Source organism: Psychrobacter sp. Arc9 (genome assembly GCF_041431295.1).
Taxonomy (GTDB): domain Bacteria; phylum Pseudomonadota; class Gammaproteobacteria; order Pseudomonadales; family Moraxellaceae; genus Psychrobacter.
In genome coordinates this window covers 1-17,631 of record NZ_JASMRK010000033.1, presented here as the reverse complement: position 1 = coordinate 17,631, position 17,631 = coordinate 1, and the positions used below count along the sequence as shown (strand labels likewise).

Annotated in this window: 16 protein-coding genes; 7 read left to right on the top strand and 9 right to left on the bottom strand. The window is 42.8% G+C overall.

The window, feature by feature from the left end; translation table 11 throughout:
* Window positions 1-101 precede the first annotated feature (101 nt).
* Window positions 102-785, bottom strand: coding sequence for a TIGR00730 family Rossman fold protein (locus QO187_RS12665; RefSeq protein WP_057761780.1), 684 nt, complete (start codon window positions 783-785; stop codon window positions 102-104).
* A gap of 423 nt (window positions 786-1,208) precedes the next feature.
* Here QO187_RS12665 and QO187_RS12660 point away from each other — a divergent pair, with 423 nt between their 5' ends.
* Window positions 1,209-2,054 (top strand): alpha/beta fold hydrolase, encoded by an 846-nt coding sequence (locus tag QO187_RS12660; protein ID WP_322868754.1) that lies wholly within the window; start codon window positions 1,209-1,211, stop codon window positions 2,052-2,054.
* A 48-nt stretch (window positions 2,055-2,102) separates the two neighbouring features.
* Here QO187_RS12660 and QO187_RS12655 read toward each other — a convergent pair whose 3' ends face one another.
* Window positions 2,103-2,825, bottom strand: coding sequence for a putative quorum-sensing-regulated virulence factor (locus QO187_RS12655; RefSeq protein WP_102093951.1), 723 nt, complete (start codon window positions 2,823-2,825; stop codon window positions 2,103-2,105).
* A 196-nt stretch (window positions 2,826-3,021) separates the two neighbouring features.
* On the opposite strand from QO187_RS12655, the gene QO187_RS12650 reads away from it, so the two are divergent.
* Complete coding sequence (locus QO187_RS12650) at window positions 3,022-3,612, top strand: M23 family metallopeptidase (protein ID WP_101205360.1); 591 nt, start codon at window positions 3,022-3,024, stop codon at window positions 3,610-3,612.
* A gap of 107 nt (window positions 3,613-3,719) precedes the next feature.
* Here QO187_RS12650 and phoR read toward each other — a convergent pair whose 3' ends face one another.
* From phoR to dtd, 3 genes are all read right to left on the bottom strand, one after another.
* On the bottom strand, window positions 3,720-4,811 hold the full coding sequence (gene phoR, locus QO187_RS12645) for a phosphate regulon sensor histidine kinase PhoR (RefSeq protein ID WP_102093949.1): 1,092 nt from the start codon (window positions 4,809-4,811) through the stop codon (window positions 3,720-3,722).
* A 58-nt stretch (window positions 4,812-4,869) separates the two neighbouring features.
* Complete coding sequence (gene phoB / locus QO187_RS12640; RefSeq protein WP_057761786.1) at window positions 4,870-5,574, bottom strand: phosphate regulon transcriptional regulator PhoB; 705 nt, start codon at window positions 5,572-5,574, stop codon at window positions 4,870-4,872.
* A gap of 112 nt (window positions 5,575-5,686) precedes the next feature.
* Entirely contained in the window at window positions 5,687-6,139 is a 453-nt protein-coding gene (gene dtd / locus QO187_RS12635; protein WP_102093948.1) for a D-aminoacyl-tRNA deacylase, read from the bottom strand.
* Between the two features lie 274 nt (window positions 6,140-6,413).
* Here dtd and asd point away from each other — a divergent pair, with 274 nt between their 5' ends.
* The gene (gene asd, locus QO187_RS12630; RefSeq protein WP_102093946.1) at window positions 6,414-7,250 is read left to right on the top strand and encodes an archaetidylserine decarboxylase; all 837 of its coding nucleotides are present in this window, start codon (window positions 6,414-6,416) and stop codon (window positions 7,248-7,250) included.
* Window positions 7,251-7,344: 94 nt separating this feature from the next.
* On the opposite strand, the gene QO187_RS12625 is transcribed toward asd, so the two are convergent.
* From QO187_RS12625 to fadB, 4 genes are all read right to left on the bottom strand, one after another.
* Window positions 7,345-7,974 carry an HD family hydrolase gene (locus tag QO187_RS12625; protein ID WP_102093945.1) on the bottom strand — a complete coding sequence of 210 codons (630 nt, stop codon included), beginning with the start codon at window positions 7,972-7,974 and terminating at the stop codon, window positions 7,345-7,347.
* Window positions 7,975-8,214: 240 nt separating this feature from the next.
* A complete protein-coding gene (locus QO187_RS12620) occupies window positions 8,215-8,790 on the bottom strand; it encodes an isochorismatase family protein (RefSeq protein WP_102093943.1) in 576 nt (191 codons plus the stop codon).
* 285 nt (window positions 8,791-9,075) lie between these two features.
* Entirely contained in the window at window positions 9,076-10,248 is a 1,173-nt protein-coding gene (gene fadA / locus QO187_RS12615; protein ID WP_057761795.1) for an acetyl-CoA C-acyltransferase FadA, read from the bottom strand.
* 230 nt (window positions 10,249-10,478) lie between these two features.
* On the bottom strand, window positions 10,479-12,638 hold the full coding sequence (fadB, locus tag QO187_RS12610) for a fatty acid oxidation complex subunit alpha FadB (RefSeq protein ID WP_371548531.1): 2,160 nt from the start codon (window positions 12,636-12,638) through the stop codon (window positions 10,479-10,481).
* An 867-nt stretch (window positions 12,639-13,505) separates the two neighbouring features.
* Between fadB and QO187_RS12605 the strand changes: the two genes are divergently transcribed.
* The 4 genes from QO187_RS12605 (at window position 13,506) to QO187_RS12590 (ending at window position 17,447) form a co-directional block, all read left to right on the top strand.
* Complete coding sequence (locus QO187_RS12605; RefSeq protein ID WP_371548530.1) at window positions 13,506-14,582, top strand: polyprenyl synthetase family protein; 1,077 nt, start codon at window positions 13,506-13,508, stop codon at window positions 14,580-14,582.
* Window positions 14,583-14,653: 71 nt separating this feature from the next.
* Complete coding sequence (locus QO187_RS12600) at window positions 14,654-15,472, top strand: DUF72 domain-containing protein (RefSeq protein ID WP_102093939.1); 819 nt, start codon at window positions 14,654-14,656, stop codon at window positions 15,470-15,472.
* A 74-nt stretch (window positions 15,473-15,546) separates the two neighbouring features.
* Window positions 15,547-16,587 (top strand): ParA family protein, encoded by a 1,041-nt coding sequence (locus QO187_RS12595; protein WP_102093938.1) that lies wholly within the window; start codon window positions 15,547-15,549, stop codon window positions 16,585-16,587.
* A 2-nt stretch (window positions 16,588-16,589) separates the two neighbouring features.
* Window positions 16,590-17,447 carry an SIR2 family protein gene (locus QO187_RS12590; protein ID WP_185156626.1) on the top strand — a complete coding sequence of 286 codons (858 nt, stop codon included), beginning with the start codon at window positions 16,590-16,592 and terminating at the stop codon, window positions 17,445-17,447.
* Window positions 17,448-17,631: the final 184 nt, after the last annotated feature.

The window sequence follows — 17,631 nt, the reverse complement described above, 5'->3', positions numbered from 1 at the left end:
CATATAATAAAGGAGCAGATAACCGAGATTTGGTTATCTGCTCCTTTTTTGCAATAGCTTTTAATATTTAAGCATTTGCTGTGTATTAATAGCGATACGGCTTAACTATTACTACCAGCCATTTTCTCCGTATCCACAGCATCATCTATGGTCACTACTGTTTGTAGCATATCGATCGCTTCGCTGATGGTATTGCACACTACTAGACGATCTAAATCTTCCTGCTTCATAAAGCCTTGCTCAGTGGTATATTTCAAATGCTCAATCATACGGTCATAAAAACCATTGATATTTAGAATAATCATTGGTTTTTCGTGTTGGTACAATTGACGCCACGTAGCAATTTCCATGATTTCTTCTAATGTTCCTAGCCCGCCCGGTAGCGTGATAAAGGCATCGGCATACTCTGCCATGACGGTCTTACGCGTATGCATAGTGTCAGTCAAATGCAACCGAGTCAGCTGCTCGTGAGCGATTTCGTGCTTGAGCATAAAGGTTGGAATCACGCCCACTGCTTGCGCGCCGCCATTAATTACTTCATCCGCAACTGCGCCCATCAGACCGATACTAGCACCACCATATACTAGCCCCATGCCATTATTTGCTAATGCACTGCCAAGCTCACGTGCTGCCTGTTCATATACGTCACCATTGCCCAAGCGCGAACCGCAATACACAGCCACGAGCGGCATTGATAAGGCAGACTTGTCGACTGCTTTTTCGATATTGGTAATGTCTTTACTCGTGATTACGTCATAAGTATCATCGTTGATTTTCATTTGCATATAGCTTCCTTAATTACCTGTCAGTTTTTATTGAGTGCTTGTTATTAGTGATGGCTGCATACCGACACCTGTCATTTATATTGTCATGCACATGATTCATAAGACAAACTCAACCAAGCTATATAAAACTTGGAAGTCATATTTGAGCAACTGTCTTGCCAGCATTTATCTTAACATAAGCAATGCTACCACATAGTCACAACGATTTATCACTACGCAACGACTACACTTTCAAGATGCGCATTTATTGTTCATCATAGTTCGATATTCATTATCTACTAATAAAAATACTAAGGTATACCCATGGATAATCATAACGCCTTTCCTACTGCCGAGCTATCAAGCTCTGTGGTTAATAGCAATCTCACTAGTAAAAGTAATGTGCATGATGCGAGCAATATTGATATTTACTCATTAAGCATCATGACCGATCGCAACCAAGCATTGGCAGCCACTGTCTATCGCCCTAAAGATGCGACAAAAAAAGCAATCATGATGGCACCAGCCACAGGTATTAAGCGTCACTTTTATCATAATTTTGCGACCTATCTAGCAGAAAGCGGCTTTGGGGTGCTGACCTTTGATAACGAAGGAATCGGTGAGTCCCTATCGACCGATCTAGCAAAATGTAGCGCTTCCTTGATCAGTTGGGGTCGCCATGACATGCCAGCTGTACTTGATGCCTTACAAGATGAGTTTCCTGAGGCTTCTTATCATCTCATCGGTCATAGTGCGGGTGGTCAGCTCATTGGCTTGATGCCTAACTATCAGGCGATTGGCTCAGTGTTCAATGTCGCTTGCTCTTCAGGACGTATCAAAAATATGGGCATGCCCTATAAGCTCAAAGCCATGGGCTTTATGGATGCATTTATTCCATTTACTAATTTAGCACTGGGCTATACACCGTCAGACAAAATTGGTATGGGTGAGCCGCTACCACGCGGCGTGGCTCGTCAATGGCGTGAATGGTGCAATGGCGCAGGCTATATCAAAACCGCATTTGGCAAAAGCATACACACGCATTTCTACGATGAGCTCAGCATGCCAGCACTATGGCTTGGCTTTAGCGATGATGATATCGCCAATAGTGAAAACATGGACGATATGATAAGGGTGTTTACAAAAATGCCCGTAGAAAAGCGATTCTTAAACCCTGAGGATTTTGGACTAAATCATATCGGTCATATGCGCTATTTTAGCAGTAAGACCAATATCAAAGCGCCGCAGCTATGGCAGATGGCGGTGACATGGTTGCACGACCAACCATAAGCTTAGCACCATGTCGCACCTTACATAGCAGACCCATGATAATTTAGATTACTTTTTCGCGTTTTCTGCTTCTTCCAGTTTTAAGCGTTTAGTCAGTGCCGAATACAGCGATGGCTGCATATTATGAATATTGCCTATCATCCATTTAACATAGTTGATAGGCACATCTTTGATAGGTTTGCCTTTATGCTTACCAAACGGCATCTTGCTCACAGGGGTCGCTTTATTAGAGATAGCATGTGCCGCTGCAAAATCTGTCGGCGCAATCTCTAGACGCTCGCAGCATGCTTGATACAGCAAATAGCACATTCGAGCATCGCCAAGCGCATCATGAGCGGCAATCGTCATTGCACTAGCCTCACCCTTGCCCAATAGCTGCTCGATACACTTAGACTGACTGTAAGCACGCCATTCTGGAAAGGCTGCCCGCGCAAGCCTCACCGTACAAATAAGCTTAGCAGAAGGACTGCCAATCACTCGCCAATCAAAACGTACGTTGTGACCAATCAAGTACTCTGGTAATTCAAACTGTTCTAGCTCAAAACGTTCTAGTCCAGCCACATCATCATCGGTAATACCATGCACCTTTATGACAACAGGCGAAATAGATCGACCACTGTTAAAGTATTTCATCCACTCAAAGCCAGTTGCTACATTGATAGTAGCAACTTGGATAGGTCTGGGATCACTACCCTGATCTGTTTCAGTATCGATAACCAGCGCTGTTTCGCGCGTGGCAGAAATGTCAGCAGGCTTAAAAGCATCATTCATAAAGTATTAACCATCAGTAGCAACTGTCATGCTCAGCAGAAATGTTAAGTAGATAGAACTGTATTTGCTGTCTATATCCTTAACCATAAGAATATCTATGGGGGTAAAAACGATAGATAACAATGCGATACATACGTTATCAGACGAAGCTTTTATAATAAAATCTCAAATGACATAAAATATATATGAGACATCAATGCTAGCAGATGGAAACAACCAGCCTCCCAGACCTTCTTTTTTTAGTCGTTTAATAAGCCTACTGATTAAGGCTATCGTATTACTAGCACTGTTATTTGTCTTTGATAAACTGCTACCCAGTATCAGTCAACAAACGCAATCATTTGTGGTTGCCAAATGGCAACAATTGAGTCTATTGCAACAAGAGCTGCCGACAGAAAACAGCTTGCCCAGTCCACTACCAGAACGAAACCTGACAGACACTTGGGGCGCGGCACGTAGCCAAGGCCGCTCCCACGAAGGCATTGATATCTTTGCGCCGCGCAACACTCCTGTGCAGTCGACCACACAAGGCGTAGTAAGCAAAGTTGGTGAGAACACATTAGGTGGGCGCGTAGTCGTGGTGGTAGGGCCTGGTGGCGCAGGACATTACTACGCTCATCTAGAGGACTATGCTGACATCTCCCCCAATGACTGGGTCAATCAGGGCGACGTGATAGGTTATGTGGGTGATAGCGGTAATGCAAAAGGAACACCGACACATGTACACTATGGTATCTATATTAATGGCAGTGCGGTCAACCCTTATCCACTTTTGCAAAAGGATTAGCGAATACAGAAAGGTATGTCGTTAACCTAATTTGAAGTAGTGCTAAGTTTGTATTAACCAAAAGATCGAAGCCGAAAAACCAACGCTAATATAAGCCAGAAATTATATTAATTGGCTGTGACGGATCTGACGTAGTTTGAAGGAAATACCACACTAAATGTCGATCCTTCCCCTTCTACTGAATCGATTTGCAATTGTGCTTCGTGCTGGTGTAATACGTGCTTTACAATCGCTAATCCCAACCCCGTACCACCTGTCGCACGACTGCGACCTTTGTCGATACGATAGAAACGTTCTGTCAAACGGGCGATATGCTCTGACGCAATACCGATCCCATCATCTTCGACCGCGAAACGGCAGCCATCAGACGTCCTTGTCCAGCTGATAGTGATATTGCCACCTTTTGGTGTATATTTGATGGCATTGATTACTAGATTGGATAGCGCACTATTCAAGTACATCTCTGATCCGTACAGCCCATCGTACGTATCTATATGCAAATGAATGATGTGTTTGTACGCTTGGTTGTACGCTTGTGCATCGTCGTAGATATTGGTTAGTAGCTTAGTCATATCTATGTAATGCAGCTCGTGTGATTCTTCGATTTCAATCTTAGACAGTAGCAGCAAGTCGTTCACGATTCTATTCATACGGGCTGTTTGCTGTGTCATCAGCTCAAAACCGCGCCGCCATTGCGGCGGCATATCTGGCTGATCGGAGAAATTTTCTAGGTAGCCCATCATTACCGTCAATGGTGTCCTAAGCTCATGCGAGACATTCGCCACAAAATCCTGACGCATTTGCTCTAAGTGCCGCAGGCGGGTCACGTCATATACAAACAGCAATTTTTCATCACCGAAAGGCGTTAGTTCGCACTTTAAGTAGCGACTAGGATCTCGCCATGATTCTATATGGACGCCGTCGTTAGGTATCGTTGTACCTTCATAATACTGGCGGAACTCAGGTACAGTAATAAAGTCAAAAATATTTTGACCTTTATCTTCTGGCTGTAGCAGCAATAAGTCTTGTGCCGCCTGATTCCACCATTCTAGTCCATCATGATTGTTGAGCAAAATCACTGCATCGCGCAAGGCTCGTAGTGCACTGCCGATTTTTTTGAGTTGCTCAGCTGTACTTTGAGTAGATATTTGCTCTAATAGAGCTGATTGCTCACTCTGTGCTGGCGCTATCTTGTCCATTTTTTATCCTTACCACTATCCGCGGCCTTTATATTGCTGCGGCATTATTTGTACAAGATTAACTTGGCTCAATCAGGCTAGAAAATCGGTAGCCTGTTCCACGTACCGTCTGTATCAATGTATCACAGTCATAAGGTCGTAGTAATTTACGTAGACGTTTGATATGCACATCAATGGTTCGGTCTTCGATATATACATTGCCGCCCCATACCTGATCGAGCAGCTGCGTTCGTGTATAGGCGCGCTCAGGGTGACTCATAAAAAATGCTAATAGGCGATACTCTGTAGGCCCAACATCAACGATTTTACCTGCAGCTGTCACGCGCTGACTCTTGGTATCTAAACTTAACTGTCCAATTTCGATAGGTTTATCGCTGCTCATCGCGCTACTGCGGCGTAGTACGGCTTTGATTCTAGAAATCAGCTCACGAGTCGAAAAAGGTTTGGTCATATAATCATCTGCGCCTGCATCAAGACCGTGCACCTTACTATCTTCTTCGCTTTTTGCCGTTAGCATAATGACTGGTATTTCAGAGAGTAGCTCGTCGTTTTTGAGCATGCGACAAAAATCCACACCGCTCTTGTCACCCGGCAACATCCAATCTAACAGTATCAGTGACGGTCTATGATCGACCACTTGCTGATGCGCCTCTGACACGTCAGCTGCTTGCAAGCTATCAAACCCAGCCATCTCTAGCGTCATGACAACCATTTCACGAATCGCAGGCTCATCTTCAACAATCAAAATTTGCTCATTATACATAGGACATTCTCGGTGTTAGCGGACAAAATCTAGCATGTAAAAAGGCGATATATACTCACCAGTCTCTACCTATTAAACGGATTAATTATGACAGCTTGATGACACTCTAAAATCAGATTTCTAGTAAAAAATTAAGCGGCCCATCATTGACGCTCGACACTTGCATATCCGCACCAAACTGACCAGTTGCCACATTTGGATGCTTAGTTTTGGCATAATCGACCAGTTGTTCAAATAACGCTTGCGCCGCAGCAGGTGCCATCGCACCACCAAAGTCTGGTCGGCGACCTTTGTCTGTTTTTGCCATCAAGGTGAATTGTGAAACTAATAATAGCCCACCACCGACCTGCTGAACGTTTTTATCCAGTTTACCAAATTTGGCAGGATCTTCGTCATTTTCAAAAATGCGATAGGTCAATATTTTGTCAATCATACGCTGGGCAGCGGCAAAATCATCTTCATGCCCTAAGCCAATATATGCCAATACCCCATGCCCAATCTCACCGATACACTGTTGATCGACGACCACACTAGCGTGCTTCACCCGTTGTATGAGTGCTTTCATTTACTAATTCCTTAACAGATTATGGCCATACAATAATATGCTGTCCATGATAAAATACCGTCATTAACTTAACTATTATTAGGGCGTGTTTGATATTCAGAAATAGGTACTGCAGATCGCTAAAACTGTTCCAGACAAGACGTAAAACGACGATAATGCTCGCGCCTTATCTAGATTTACAACGTAGTATGGCGCAATTTTAGCCGCTGTCAGTGCCATGGTCGAATTTCCAACGCGCCCCTATTACATTACACCTTATTTTGGTAGCCTTATTATGAATGTATTTACCACCTTACAACAGCTTGTGCCGCAGCAAAAGCTCAGTAAAGTCGCTGGACGTTTGGCCGCCAGTCGCCACCCTTATGTCAAACGCACCTTTATCCGTAGCTTTGCCAAAGCTTATAATATCAGCTTAGACGAGTACGAACGCCAAAGCCTCAACGCTTATGAAAGTTTTAATGACTTTTTTACCCGTGAGTTAAAAGAAGATGCTCGTACTATCGACGCCACGGCAAACGGTATCGTAAGTCCTGCGGACGGTATTATCTCTCAGCTAGGACAAATCGAAGACCATAAACTACTACAGGCAAAAGGTCGTCACTATGATGTCGGCCAACTACTTGCTGATAGTGAAGATGGCAGTTATTTCGCTGATGGTAGTTTTGCAACTATCTACTTAGCACCTAGCAATTATCACCGTGTGCATATGCCGTTTACTGGCACATTGACTAAGACTCGCTATGTGCCTGGCACCCTGTTTTCGGTCAACAATACTACGGCGGCTAACGTGCCAGACTTGTTTGCGCGTAATGAGCGTCTGGTCTGTATGTTTGATACAAAGTATGGCAAAGCAGCTGTTGTGATGGTTGGTGCTATGATTGTCGCTGGTATCGAAACCGTCGCGACAGGCAAGATTACCCGCACGGATGATATACAGGAAGCGGATCACGATATGCAGTTTGCAGCAGGCGAAGAGCTTGGACGCTTCTATTTAGGCTCAACGGCTATCGTGGTATTACCAAAAGCGGCAAAGGCTGACTGGCTAGATAGTATGCAAGCCAATAGCGTCGTGCAAATGGGTCAATTGCTAGGAATGGCAAATGCTCAATAACACGCCTGTATAAGAGTACTGAAAATATCAGCCCAGTTAAGCGTAAATCATAATGCTTTATTGGTCTTTTTTTATGTCTGTTACTTATGCAGATTTATGCGTCAATCAGCCAACCTTGCTGAGTTGCGTATGCAATATTATGTGATAGCCAGTCATGGATAGGAGGGAAACTGTCTTTGATAAATGCATGCGCACCCACCACTTGCGAGCGCGTAACACCAAGCTCAATCCACGTTTTACCATCGGTATTTAGATTGAGTAAAAACGGCAATAAGCGATCAACCACTCTGAGCAACTGACTTTCTTTGCCACTTCCTGTTTCCTGCGCTTCCCAAACCTCACTCAAATCACTAATGCCATTGCCTCGCTCACGTTGCAATCTGGCAATGCCTGCACGCTCTTCGACGTGTGCATCAGTACGCGTATCAGCATATAAAAAAGTATCCCCCGCATCAATCTCACCCAAATCATGAACCAACGCCATCTTCAGCAACTTTTCATGATTGACGTCTAGCGCAAATAATTCAGCAATCGACCAACATGCCATCGCTAGATGCCAAGAGTGTTCGGCAGAGTTTTCTTTGCGAGTAGTCTGTGTCACATAGCTGCGGCGATTCACTCGTTTGAGCGCATCTAACTCTAATAAGAAATGAGTGACATCATCGATTTGGATATGTGAAGTAGCTTCGGAATGAGTGAGTGATATAGAACTGACTTGCGACATTATTTTTTCTCTGGTTTTCTCTAATTATTGGTTTTAACGGTTATAAGTTCTAGCGATTTTAAGTTTCATTGCTAAAGGTATTATAATTAGTTTGATATCTAGTAATGATTAAAAGACTATTATCGCTATCAAAAAAATAGCGCTTATCTTACCAAGCGCTATCTATTCTAAGTTAGAAAATAAATGGTTAAATTAAATCCCTATTTATCCAAGTTTTTAAGCACCTAAGGCTTAAACCACCTACTTAATCAAATTAATGATGGTTTTAAACGCAGGATCTTCGCTGCTACGGCACAGCTCAAATAAGATTGATTCGACAGTACTAATCACCCCACCTGCACGGCGAATACGACGAATTGCTTGCTTTTTGTCATAAGGAAAACGAGAACCCACCGCGTCACCAATAATGACAGGCTGCATACCATTATCCAATAAATCCAGTGCCGTCTGCATAATACAAACATGAGCTTCAGCACCAAAAAGCAACACGGTACTACGATTCTGTTGGGCTAGATGGTGCCATGAATCGTTGTTATCACAGGCACTAAACGTGACCTTTTCAAAGCTCTTGGCATTGTCTCCTTCGAGTATGTTGCGCAGCTCTGGCAAGGTATCGCCCAAGCCTTTTTTATATTGTTCATTGAGCATGATTGGAATATTGAGCGCTTGCAGCCCTTTAATCAAGGTAACGGTTTTTTTGACAATGTTTTCGTGATCATAGATATGCGGCGTTAAGCGCTCTTGCACATCAACAATCATTGCTTGGGTATTCTCACGAGCGATTCGATAGGTGCGATCATTAATCATAGTAGACATAGTACACTCCTTGTACGGCTGACAGTTGCAACTAAAAACTATTTTAGAATTATCATAAACAGTGCCATGGTTCATCTTCCTCTTATTTAGTCATAGTTTCATGAATGCGTCAATGGAGATAATTTTTAATCGCCGTAATACTGTGTTTTTCGACTCTGTGATCTATTAGCTTACCAACTATTAATTTGACCCATAAAAAAACCTCTAGCCGTTATGACTAGAGGTTTTTCGTTAGCGAGTAGCTACTTATTAAGTGTTCAAATAATCTTGTTTATATAAATAAGATTAAACACGCTCAATAATAGTAGCGATACCTTGGCCAAGACCAATACACATCGTCGCTAGACCGATTTCAGTATCTGACTGCTCCATTGCGTTTAGCAATGTCACTGTGATACGAGCACCTGAACATCCTAGTGGATGACCTAGAGCAATGGCACCACCGTTGATGTTAACGATATCTTGCTTATCAGATAGGTTTAGACCTTTTAATACCGATAGACCTTGAGCAGCAAATGCTTCGTTTAGCTCGATGGTTTGCATATCATCGATGCTCATGCCAGCACGCTTCAATGCTTTTTGGGTAGCAGGTACAGGACCATAACCCATGATAGCAGCATCACAACCAGCCACAGCCATACTACGAATACGAGCACGTGGCTTTAGACCTAGATCTTTGGCTTTTTGTGCGCTCATTACTAGCATCGCTGACGCACCGTCAGATAATGCAGATGAGGTTGCCGCTGTTACTGTACCGCCTTTTGGATCAAACGCTGGACGTAGCTTTTGCATTTGCTCCATCGTTGCGTCTGGACGAATCACTTCATCAACCGTACATAGTTGCAGACGACCAGCAGCATCATGACCTTCGATACCGATGATTTCATTGTCAAAACGACCTTCAGTAGTTGCAGCCCATGCACGGCGATGTGACTCAAGACCAAACGCGTCTTGCTCTTCGCGCGTGATGTTGTTCATACGGCCTAGCATTTCAGCAGTCAAGCCCATCATGTTTGACGCTTTTGCATAATGCTTAGAAGCAGCAGGGTTCAAATCAACACCGTGCATCATGCCTACGTGACCCATGTGCTCAACACCACCGATGATGAATACATCACCTTGGTTGGTCATGATTTGTGCAGCAGCAGTATGTAGCGCCTGCATAGAAGAACCACATAGACGGTTAACCGTTTGGCCACCAGCAGTCTTTGGGATACCAGCTAGCAAACCGATGTTACGACCGATGTTCAATCCTTGCTCTAGCGTCTGGTTGACACAACCCCAGATAATGTCTTCGATATCATTGGTATCAAAGTCATTACGTTCTACTAGCGCACGTACTAGTTCCGCTGACATGCTGTCAGCACGTACATGACGGAACATACCGTTTTTGGTTTTGCCCATTGCCGAGCGCACGCCATCTACGATGACCACATCTTTTGGACTTAAAGTTGTCATACCATATTCCTTTTCAATTTTTATTGTCAGTGTAGTCAGCCCAATTTACGACTATTACCTTGTTAATCCCGCTCAAAGTACAATAGGTACATTTGCGCTTGATTCCCTCGTACTAGCATTAAACTGAACCAACTATAATCGTACGTTCGCTATTGGAGACGATTCATGTCTCAATTGCTTTCATGCAAAATAGCAAACGTACTGCACTTCATCCTAGTAATGACTGACTATTACGCTGTTGCGTAAAAAGTCTCGCCTGCGGCTGCCATGTCGCGAATCTTTTGTGGCGCTTCATAAGCTTTGCCAAGATGTGCGTATTTTTCACATAGTGCCAAGTAGTTATCTAGACCCATTTGGTCGACATAACGGCAAGGGCCACCACGGAATGGCGGGAAACCTACGCCCATGATCATCGCCATGTCGGCCTCGCTTGGTGTGCTTACGATGTTGTCTTCTAGGCAGCGAACGGTTTCGTTGCAGAAGGCAATCATAGTGCGATCGATGATTGCTTGATCATCAAACGTTTGCTTTTCACTGTCAGTTGTGGCTTTTAGCAACTCGTAAGTGGCTTCATCAGCAACTTTCTTTGGCTTGCCGCGCTTGTCCATTTCGTATTTATAGAAACCGATGCCGTTTTTCTGACCTAGACGCTCATTGTCATATAGATGCTGGATAGCACCTTTATAATCAGGCTTCATGCGATCAGGGAAGCCATCAGCCATCACTGCTGCGCCATGTACACCTGTATCTAGACCGACTACGTCGATTAGGTATGCAGGGCCCATTGGCCAGCCGAATTTTTCCATAACTTTATCGACATGAGCAAAGTCAGCACCTTGCTTCAGTAGCAAGTCAAACGCGCCAAAGTATGGGAACAATACACGGTTTACCAAGAAACCTGGGCAGTCATTAACCACTACGGGCACTTTACCCATTTTAGAAGCAAGTGCAACAGTAGTCGCGATGGCTTCTTCAGATGATTTCTCACCGCGGATAACTTCGACCAATGGCATACGATGTACTGGGTTGAAGAAATGCATACCGACGAAGTTTTCTGGACGCTCAAGCGCTTCTGCTAGGAACGTAATAGAGATAGTCGAGGTGTTTGACGCTAGGATACAATCGTCTTTTACCAAGCCTTCTACTTCTTTTAGTACCGCACGCTTCACGTTTGGATTTTCTACGACTGCTTCGATAACGATGTCAGTCTCAGCAAAGTCACCGTAGTTCAAAGTAGGACGGATACGGCTTAAGGTTTCACCCATTTTTGCTGGGGTCATCTTGCCGCGATCGACCATTTTACCAAGTAACTTGCTGGCTTCGCCCATACCAAGGTCTAATTGCTCAGACTTGATGTCTTTCATGATGATTGGCAAGCCTTTACTGGCCGCTTGATAAGCAATACCGCCACCCATGATACCAGCGCCTAATACAGCGGCTTCATTGATTTCATGTGCTATTTTGCTGTGCTGTTTTGCTAACTTCTTAACCAACTGATCGTTTAAGAACAGACCAACCAAGCTTTCTGCTTGTGGGGTTTTAGCCGCTTTAGCAAAACCAGCCGCTTCGACTTCGATTGCTTTGTCACGTGGTAAATTAACGTGTTTTTCAATGGCTTCGATTGCTAGCGCTGGTGCTGGGTATTGCTTAGGATTGGCTTTAGCGAAAATAGCACCTTTGGCACTGTTGAATGCCATTGCTTGCTCAAGCTGGTTTAGCTTAACTGGAGCCAGTTTCTCTTCACGTTTTGCTTTCCAATCAAGCTCACCTGAGATACATTTTTTAACTAGATCAATTGCTGCATCTTGCAAGTCATCAGCAGGTACAGTCGCGTCAACCAAGCCCAGCTTCAATGCTGCCAATGCTTTCTTTGGGCTACCAGTCGCGATCAGCTCAAGTGCGTTATCGATACCGATGATACGTGTACTACGAACTGTACCGCCAAAACCTGGGAAGATACCTAGCTGAGTTTCTGGCAAACCGATGATCGCTTTGTCACTCATGACACGGTATTCACAAACCAAAGTCATTTCACAACCGCCGCCCATTGCCGCGCCATTGATAGCCGCAACTTTAGGGAATGGCAGGTCTTCAAAACGATTGAAAGCGTCATTAACATGAACGACCCAATCTTTGATCTCGCTTTCTGATTTTTTGAAAGAACCGACGAATTCTGTGATATCAGCACCAGCGATAAACACGCCTTTAGCTGAAGTAACGATAAGACCTTTTACGTTGTCGGCTTTTTCTAACGCACTAACTGCTTCACCAAACTGTTTGTTGGTTTCGGCATCAAATTTGTTCACGCTCTCATTTTCGGCGTTGTACTGCATGTTGGCGATGCCATCCTCTAGCATTGTCACCGTGATGCGATTTCCTTGGTATACCATTTGAAACTCCTTTCTATATAACGAAAGCTACGTTTTGAATTAAAATAAATAGCCAGTTACTGTTAGTAAAATGGGTAATAGCACTGTGCGCTTGTCATGTTATAAAGACAAACATATAACCAGCTCACAAGTGAAGATGTCTTTATTATCCAGCGCTCATCATGATGCACGTATTTTGCGTCTCTTGCATGACATCATATGACGCTTCATTTATATACTGCTGTTGCAGGTACTGATGTTCAAAATATTGACTGAGACTTGGTCTAACACTCGGTATCGACGATTGAACATCTTGAGAAAAAACCCAGTAGGGTCACCATCAGACCATTTTCACATCAATTAGTGTAGGGGATTATGCCCCTAACTGTCACAAGCTAATACCATACTCGCAAGTCACTCTTAAATCACTTACAGGCATTTACCTTACGCTAAAAGTGTTTTAGTGAATAAATGTATACTGAATTGTTAATTTAGATTTATTTCGTGTTGTTGACTTCATGCACGACATCTTTGGAATGACAGTCCGTTAGCGCTACTTAATAAATGCTACTTGGTCAGTGATGGCTATTCAATAATGGCTATTCAGTACCACTTTTCGACGGTAATAAGATTAACGTGCCAGCCTAGCTTGCTCTTTTATCAGAACATATTCAACCAGAGAGTGACATCATCCATCCGTAACAAAATCTTGTCGCTGTATTGCAGCTAAGATTGCACTGTTTTTAAATAAACTTCGGTAGAAAAATGCAAAAAACAATCAATTGATACCGTGTGTCACATAAGCGATATGACCTATCATGCTACACTAATAGCGTTTTTTCCTTATCCCTAATAAGTTTTACTGTATCTCTGATAAATGGTTGGATTATGACTGTTTCCCTTACTTCTAGTACTACCTCTACTGGCTTTATCCCTTCTAACTTTGTCTCTTTTCAAAGCACTGAGCAATTCCATGGTGCTGTGCGTGCGCAATTGGCGCAAGATATCGAAGTCTTGTTTGCTTATGCCAAGCTCCCTAGCCCGCTGGTAGATGCTTGCCGCTATGTCATGACGGGTCAAGGCAAACTGGTACGCCCACTGATGGTTGCCAGCGCTTTTGCCAGTATTAATAACAGTAATAATGAACGTACAGACGAACCTAATGATGATATCGATACTCTCGATGCTGATCTGGACACGCTACTAGAAAACGACTCAGACTATGATATGTCGCGCCGTGCTGCATTGGCGGTAGAGCTATTGCATACTTATTCGTTAGTGCATGATGATTTGCCCTGTATGGATGATGATGAGCTGCGCCGTGGTCAGCCGACGGCTCATATCGCCTTTGATGAAGCGACGGCTCTGCTGGCAGGAGATGTATTGCAGACACTAGCCTTTGAAGTACTAACCGCGGAGATGCCAACCTTTGCGCCATTCGATGCAAATATCGCAAGTCAGCTTATGGCAATATTTGCGCCGCGCGCCAGACGCATGGTGTCAGGTCAAATGCTAGACCTCAATGCCGAAGCCAGTGCCAATATTGCACAGGATGATTTAGAAGCCATTCACCGTGATAAGACAGGGGCATTGATTGAAGCGGCGATGCTCATGGGCGGCGTCTGTGCTGGTGCAACGGCCCCACAGCGCATGGCATTGCAAGAATGCGCGCAATATATCGGTCTCGCCTTTCAAGTCCAAGACGATGTGCTAGACGTCACCATGACGACAGATACACTTGGTAAGCCTGCGGGTAGTGATGAAAAACTAGACAAATCTACCTATGTAAAACTAATGGGTGTCGATGACGCGACCAGCTATGCGCAATCATTGTTTAATGACGGGCGTGCAGCCATTTCTCATGAACTACATAGTCGTGAGCTTAGCGACAATGAAGATACCGTTGGCACAGATAATGATGCACTACTGGCACTGATTGAATGGCTCTGGTCGCGTAAAAAGTAGCTTGTCAAATAGCAGTCGAAAGTAGATATCTTAGTAAATTTTATTATTCAAAACGGCAGTGAGTGGTCAACATGGACAGTTCCCCTACCCCGCGCGTTTACCTCGGCACTGGCGGCTATAGCGACACCGACTTGCTCGGTACGCTGTATCCCACCGGCACCAGAAAAACCGATTTCTTACGTGAATATGCCAAGCAATATGGCGCAGTCGAAATCAACAGCACATTCTATGCGCCCATCGGGCAAAAAGCCTTTGCTGGTATGGTTGATAAAGCTTATGTACAAGCTGAAAGCGAGTTGAAGTTCGCTGTCAAACTGCATCAAGACTTTACCCACGCTCGCAAAGGCACTGCCGAGCACGCACAAGCATTTCTAAACGCCTTATCTCCACTTATCGAAGCAAATGCTTTAGCGCCTTTACTACTTCAGTTCCCACATGGCTTTGATCGTACTCGCGAGCATCGACTATATCTAGCAGAGCTTGTCAGTTGGTTTCAAGACTACCCACTCACCATTGAGTTTCGTCATAACGCTTGGCACACGCCGCAAGTGGTCGATAGTTTTGTACAGCAAAGTCTCATTTGGTGTAGCATTGATTACCCAAAGGTCAGCGGATTACCACCGTCACGATTGATATTTACCGAACGCACTGGCTATCTGCGCATGCATGGCAATAACCTAAACTGGTGGGATGCGATGAGCGCAGCTGATCGCCATGATTATCTCTATAGCGAAGCTGAGATGCAGTACTGGGCACAAGCGATTGCTAATCAGCGTCAGCATTTTGATACGCTCTATATTTTCTTTCAAAACACCGTCAATGCACACGCTTATTATAATATTGCGATGCTGAGAGAAGCGCTGGGTAAGTTTGGGTTTAATGTTTTGTGAAGTTCAAACCCTAATAAATAAACAGCTACGATATAAATATATTAATAATCACTCTTTATATATAAAGGAAAAATATGATAGCTATAGCTATGTTCAATAATAAAGGTGGCGTTGGTAAAACCACACTTACGTGCAATATTGCTTCTTATCTAGCAAAAAGAGGAGGTAAAAGAGTCTTAGTAATTGATTGCGATCCTCAATGTAATGCGACTCAGTTGATTATGGGTGAAAGTTATGCAGCTGAATTGTACTTTGCTGATTCAGCTGCAGGTGTGACAACGACAATTAGTGATATTTTAAGACCTATTGAAGATGGTGACTCGACTATCTCCGACAGTATCATTCCTATTAAAAGTTCAGATAATCGCTTTGGGGTAGATTTAATTCCAGGTCACCCATCCTTTTCAATAATTGAAGATCGACTTGGAGCTGCTTGGCATGATTTGACAGGTGGGGACATTGGTGGAATAAGAAAGACTAACTGGAATACTTTTCTCAAAAAGGAAATTAAGAATAACTATGACTATGTTCTTTATGATTTAGGACCTAGTTTGGGCTCTATTAATAGAAGCGTACTTATCGGTTGCGATAAGTTTATGACTCCTATGGGAACAGATATTTTTAGTATATTAGGGATTCGTAATATCTCAACATGGTTGAAATCATGGGTTGACCGGTATCAAGTTGGGCTAGAACTATCTGAAAGAAATTCGCCGGGAAGCTTAAGTCGTTTTAATATTGATAGTAACGATAGCCTTCCAATAACGAAAGGATATGTCGGTTATACAATCCAACAATATATAACTAAGTCTAAAGGTGGTGTTAGAAGACCTACTCGTGCATATGAGGAAATAATTAAGAACGTTCCAACAGAGGTAGAGAACTCATTATCAGAATACTTATCATTGGGTATGAATCACACTAACCTTCAATTAGGTGATGTTCCTCATTTATATAGTCTAATTCCACTAGCACAATCTGTTTCAGCACCTCTTTTCGAATTAAAAAGTAGTGATGGAATTGTCGGGAGTCAGGGAAAGCAAAAAGAGCAATATGAAGTAATTATTGGCGGTATATGCGCTAACCTTATTGAAAATATTACTCTGGGACGATGAATATGTGGCCTAAAGCTTTGATTGAAGAACTTGCAGCAAGACGTTGTGTAATATTTTTAGGTGCAGGGGCATCCGCTGGTTGTAAAACTGTCGGTACAGATCCCAAGAGTCCTCCAAATTGGATACAATTATTAGAAGGCTTGAAAAGTATTGCGAGAGATAAAGATTCTTTAGAAATAGTTGATGATTTAATCGCTAAAGAAAAATACCTTGATGCTGCAGAAATTTTATTTGGAAGCACTAATCGCGCTGACTTTTCTGCCTATATAAGAGATATTATGGCGGTACCCAGATATCAACAATCTTCTATACATGAAAGCATCTTAACTATTGATCCCAAAATTGTCGTTACAACAAATTATGATGATATATATGACAATTATTGTAGAAGTGGGCAAGAAAGTGGCTTATATAATGTCTGTAAATACTATGAAAGTCATTTAGTTTCAGACTTAAGGTCACCTGTTAGACAAATTGTAAAAGCGCATGGTTGTATTAGCGATCCGTCAAAAATGGTACTTACAAGATCTCAGTATTTTAAAGAACGTCAAAATCATCCAAATTTCTATAAAGTACTTGATGCTCTATTTTTAACAAATACATTATTTTTTGTTGGTTATAGTCTTTCTGATCCAGATATTCAATTATTGTTGGAAAACTCTAATATTGCTTATGAAAATTCACACCCTCATTATGCTCTTGTTTCTGAAGGTATAAACAAGTCTATAAAAGAGGCATATAGAGAAGCTTATAATATTGATTTTATTGAGTTCCCTACTGGTGATTATAATAGAGCTAATGAAATGTTAAATGAACTCCAATTATTAGTTACTGAAAGGCGTCAAGTAAATCCTGCCTAATAATAAAGCTTATTAATTAGTCTTTAGATAAGAGGTTAGATAAAATCAATATAAAAGTTAAAAGAATATATTCTCAAAGAATTATAATTAGGTTTAAACCAAAAAAAGAGCCCATCCCGAATTCTGTGTAACTGCCCTTTAGATTAAATGCTTACTGATACGATCATCAAACATAATCATAAAG

Bases quoted from the DNA above. Each gene is read 5' to 3' on its own strand.
- fadB (WP_371548531.1), bottom strand. From the start codon at position 12,638: ATGGTATACCAAGGAAATCGCATCACGGTGACAATGCTAGAGGATGGC.
- QO187_RS12665 (WP_057761780.1), bottom strand. From the start codon at position 785: ATGCAAATGAAAATCAACGATGATACTTATGACGTAATCACGAGTAAA.
- QO187_RS12595 (WP_102093938.1), top strand. From the start codon at position 15,547: ATGATAGCTATAGCTATGTTCAATAATAAAGGTGGCGTTGGTAAAACC.
- QO187_RS12620 (WP_102093943.1), bottom strand. From the start codon at position 8,790: ATGTCTACTATGATTAATGATCGCACCTATCGAATCGCTCGTGAGAAT.
- QO187_RS12590 (WP_185156626.1), top strand. From the start codon at position 16,590: ATGTGGCCTAAAGCTTTGATTGAAGAACTTGCAGCAAGACGTTGTGTA.
- asd (WP_102093946.1), top strand. From the start codon at position 6,414: ATGAATGTATTTACCACCTTACAACAGCTTGTGCCGCAGCAAAAGCTC.
- fadA (WP_057761795.1), bottom strand. From the start codon at position 10,248: ATGACAACTTTAAGTCCAAAAGATGTGGTCATCGTAGATGGCGTGCGC.
- QO187_RS12600 (WP_102093939.1), top strand. From the start codon at position 14,654: ATGGACAGTTCCCCTACCCCGCGCGTTTACCTCGGCACTGGCGGCTAT.
- phoR (WP_102093949.1), bottom strand. From the start codon at position 4,811: ATGGACAAGATAGCGCCAGCACAGAGTGAGCAATCAGCTCTATTAGAG.
- dtd (WP_102093948.1), bottom strand. From the start codon at position 6,139: ATGAAAGCACTCATACAACGGGTGAAGCACGCTAGTGTGGTCGTCGAT.
- QO187_RS12650 (WP_101205360.1), top strand. From the start codon at position 3,022: ATGCTAGCAGATGGAAACAACCAGCCTCCCAGACCTTCTTTTTTTAGT.
- QO187_RS12625 (WP_102093945.1), bottom strand. From the start codon at position 7,974: ATGTCGCAAGTCAGTTCTATATCACTCACTCATTCCGAAGCTACTTCA.
- QO187_RS12660 (WP_322868754.1), top strand. From the start codon at position 1,209: ATGACCGATCGCAACCAAGCATTGGCAGCCACTGTCTATCGCCCTAAA.
- phoB (WP_057761786.1), bottom strand. From the start codon at position 5,574: ATGTATAATGAGCAAATTTTGATTGTTGAAGATGAGCCTGCGATTCGT.
- QO187_RS12655 (WP_102093951.1), bottom strand. From the start codon at position 2,825: ATGAATGATGCTTTTAAGCCTGCTGACATTTCTGCCACGCGCGAAACA.
- QO187_RS12605 (WP_371548530.1), top strand. From the start codon at position 13,506: ATGACTGTTTCCCTTACTTCTAGTACTACCTCTACTGGCTTTATCCCT.